This window comes from uncultured Leptotrichia sp., assembly GCF_938036635.1.
GTDB lineage: Bacteria > Fusobacteriota > Fusobacteriia > Fusobacteriales > Leptotrichiaceae > Leptotrichia > Leptotrichia hongkongensis.
The window spans coordinates 1-3704 of record NZ_CALHQO010000382.1 but is presented as its reverse complement, the minus strand read 5'-3'; the positions used below and the strand labels follow the sequence as shown (position 1 = coordinate 3704).

Annotated in this window: 3 protein-coding genes; all 3 read left to right on the top strand. The window is 30.6% G+C overall.

What is annotated here, in order from left to right; translation table 11 throughout:
• Window position 1: 1 nt before the first annotated feature.
• Window positions 2-838, top strand: coding sequence for an RNase adapter RapZ (rapZ, locus tag Q0370_RS07690; protein WP_299574213.1), 837 nt, complete (start codon window positions 2-4; stop codon window positions 836-838).
• Window positions 839-880: 42 nt separating this feature from the next.
• Window positions 881-2689, top strand: coding sequence for an excinuclease ABC subunit UvrC (gene uvrC / locus Q0370_RS07685; RefSeq protein WP_172618761.1), 1809 nt, complete (start codon window positions 881-883; stop codon window positions 2687-2689).
• Window positions 2690-2707: 18 nt separating this feature from the next.
• Window positions 2708-3704: hypothetical protein (locus tag Q0370_RS07680; RefSeq protein ID WP_299574210.1), on the top strand; the 997-nt coding region annotated here is incomplete at its 3' end.

The window sequence follows — 3704 nt, the reverse complement described above, 5'->3', positions numbered from 1 at the left end:
AATGAGCGGGGCTGGAAAATCTGAGGCAATGAATTTTTTTGAGGACAGGGAATACTTTTGCATTGACAATTTTCCTATTAATTTATTTCAGTATTTGAATGAGATATTTATTAGCAGCGAGAAGAGAAATCGGGTTGCAATAGCGATAGATGTTAGAAATCAGGAGTTTATAGAACAATTGACAAAACAGCTCGAAATACTGGATAAAGAGGAAATTTTGCACACTATGATTTATCTGGATGCAAGAACAGATGTTCTTTTGAGCAGATATGAACTTTCCAGAAGGAAACATCCTCTAAATCTATATGATACGTTACTTGCAAATATAAAGGCGGAACGTAAAATTATAAAAGATTTTATGGTAAAAGCAGATTTAGTGATTGATACAAGTACGTTATCGGTAAAGGAGCTTCAGGAAATTTTAGAAAAGGAATTTTCAGGTCAAAGAAAAAAAATAAATATTAATTTAACATCTTTTGGCTTTAAATATGGAATTCCACTAGATTTGCATTTAATGTTCGATTTACGATTTTTACCAAATCCTTATTACATTGACAACTTAAAAAATAAAACTGGAAATCATAAGGAAGTTCAGGATTATGTAATGGGACTGCCAGAAAGCCAAGAATTTTACAAAAAGCTGTTAGATATGCTTTTGTATCTAATTCCAAAATATGAAAAAGAAGGGAAATCACATTTGCATATAGGAATTGGATGTTCAGGAGGACAACACCGTTCAGCTACTTTCGTGAATAAACTTTATGATGACCTTTCGCAAAAGATGGATTATCATATTGGAAAATTTCATAGGGAAGTGGGAGAGAAAAAAGAAATTTAATTTATTCAAAAATGTGAAAAATAATATAGAAAAAGAAGAAATATGGAAAAATTAAAAAATTTGAAAATTGAAGAAGAAATAAAATCACCAATTAAATATAAAGATATTCCGACACATCCAGGAGTTTATCTGATGAAAAATGCTCGAGGAAAGATTATTTATGTTGGGAAAGCGAAAAATTTGCAAAATAGGGTGAAATCTTATTTTATGAATGTAAATTCGCATAATCAGAAGACGCTGGAATTAGTCAAAAATATTAGGGATATTGAGTTTTTTATCTGTAAATCAGAAGTTGAAGCACTTATTCTAGAAAATAACTTGATAAAGAAGAATAAACCAAAGTACAATATTTTATTAAAAGATGAAAAAACTTACCCATATATAAAGTTTACAAAAGAAAAATTTCCTAAAGTGGAAATTGTAAGAAGCACAAAAAAATTAAATGAAAATGCAGAATATTTTGGACCATATCCAATGGGAATATTTTTTGCAATGAAGTCGCTCATTAAGATATTTCCAGTGCGAGACTGCAATCGAAGTATGGATAAAATAACAAAACCTTGTTTAAAATATTATATGAAAACTTGTCCGGCACCTTGTAAATACAAAGATATCGAAGATGAGTACAGTACAAATGTCAAAAATTTCAAGAATTTTTTGAAGGGACATTCTGACAAAGTTATTGAAATGCTGGAAAGCCGAATGAAAAAGTTTAGTGATGAAATGGAATTTGAGCGTGCAATTAGTGAACGTGAAAAGTTGAGCGTATTAAAAAAAATGCTTGAAACACAGATTATTGAATACAGCAAGGAAATTGATGAAGATGTATTTGTGTTCGAAGAAAAAAGAGAAAATGTGTTTTTGTGCGTACTGAATATTCGGGAAGGGAAGGTTATTAATAAAAACCATACAATAATTTCGATGGAGAGAAGTCAGGAGGAGAACCTGTTCGAGAGATTAATTACTTCGTACTATGAAAAAAGGAATATTCCAAAGCATATCATTTGTGATGAGAGATTTATGTCAAGCGAACTTTTAATAAAAGAATGGGCAAAAATTGAAAAACATAGGGAAATAAAATTTCATTTTCCAAAAATAAATAGCCGAAGATTGCAGCTGTTAGAAATGGGATATTTAAACCTGCGTGAAGAAGTTGATAAATACTACAGAAAACGTCGTATGGTTCAGGAAGGGCTGCGTAATTTGAAAAAAGAGCTGCGGTTAAAAAGTTTGCCTTACCGAATTGAATGTTTTGATATTTCAAATATTCAAGGAAAAGATGCGGTTGCAGCAATGACAGTAGCACTGGATGGGGAAACTACGCCAAAGGAATACAGACATTTTAAGATTACCGTAAAAGACACACCTGATGACTTTTTAATGATGAGAGAAGCATTGACACGAAGATATTCCAAAATAGAAAATGACCAAATGCCCAATTTGATTTTAATAGATGGTGGAAAAGGGCAGCTTGGTGTAGCTGTAGATGTGCTGGAAAAACTTGGAAAAATAGAGTATACCGATGTAATTGGAATTGCAAAAAGGGAAGAGGAGATTTTTAAAAGTTATGAAAGCGAGCCATATTTATTTGAAAAAACAGATGAAACATTGAAAATTTTACAAAGGTTGCGGGATGAAGCACATAGATTTGGAATTACACATCATAGAAAATTAAGAAGTAAACGAAATGTAAAAAGTGCATTGGATGATATTGCGGGAATTGGTCCAAAACGTAAAAAAGAATTAATAAAAAAATTTGGATTGATAAAAAATATACGAAATGCGACATTGGAAGAATTGATGGAAGTCGTGCCAGAAAATATTGCGATTTCTATAAAAGAAAATTTATAAAATATTAGGAGGAAAAACTTGAAAAAATTAATAGTTTTGATGCTGCTTGGATGCAGTATGACGAGTTTTGCTCTTTTTGATAAGATAAAAAAGGAGATAAAATGGAAGGAAGAAGAACAACCACGATTTAATCAGGTAAAAGTGACTATTAATGGAGAAGAGAAAATGCGAAAGGTTATACCGGGGCGTTATGAGATAAAGTTGTTCGAAATTACTTATCCGACAGATTTGTTTGGAAAGAACAGATTTTACAATGAATTTAACACTTTTCTGAAAAATATAAAAAAAGGAAAGAAATATTCATTGCTTCTAGAAAATAGATTTTATCAGGAAATGCAGGATATAAAAATTGATCAGCTTTCGGAAGAGGAAAAAATATTAGAGTTGCCTGCATCTTCTTTGGATGAATATTATAGACAGCAGATGGTTGCAATGTCAAGCGGTGCTAATTTGACAGAATACCTTGGGACAGATCAGGAATATTTGAATAGACAGATTTATGTGCTTTATGAACTTTTAAATAAAACTGATTTTAATCCCAAAAATGTTTATTCAGAACTGGATAAGGAGTTTTTAATCGAAGAGTTGAGAAATAATCGGAAAGAAGTTGTAGAAAATTTTGAAAAATCAAATGTTGAGTTTTTTATAAAAGAAACTTATGAAAATTCAGGATTAAACAAGTTTAAAGATGATTCTGTGTACAAATTTGACAAAGATATTCTAATTTCTGATAAATTAGAAGATCAGGCAGTATTGCCGGAACTTCAAAGAAATGTTTATCTAACAGGCTTTCCTAACGAAATCATAGAAGAACTTGCGAAAAATCAGCTAAAATTAAAAAGAACACCATTACTACTTGAAAATAGTGAATATCATGGCTATACTTATAATGAAAACAATACAGTAGTGTTCATAGGAGGAAAAAATCCAAAATATTATTACAAGGATTATAAGATAAATGTCGTGAAAAAGCCAATAGAAGTACTTAGTTTGTTAAAAACAAGTTCAAACTACT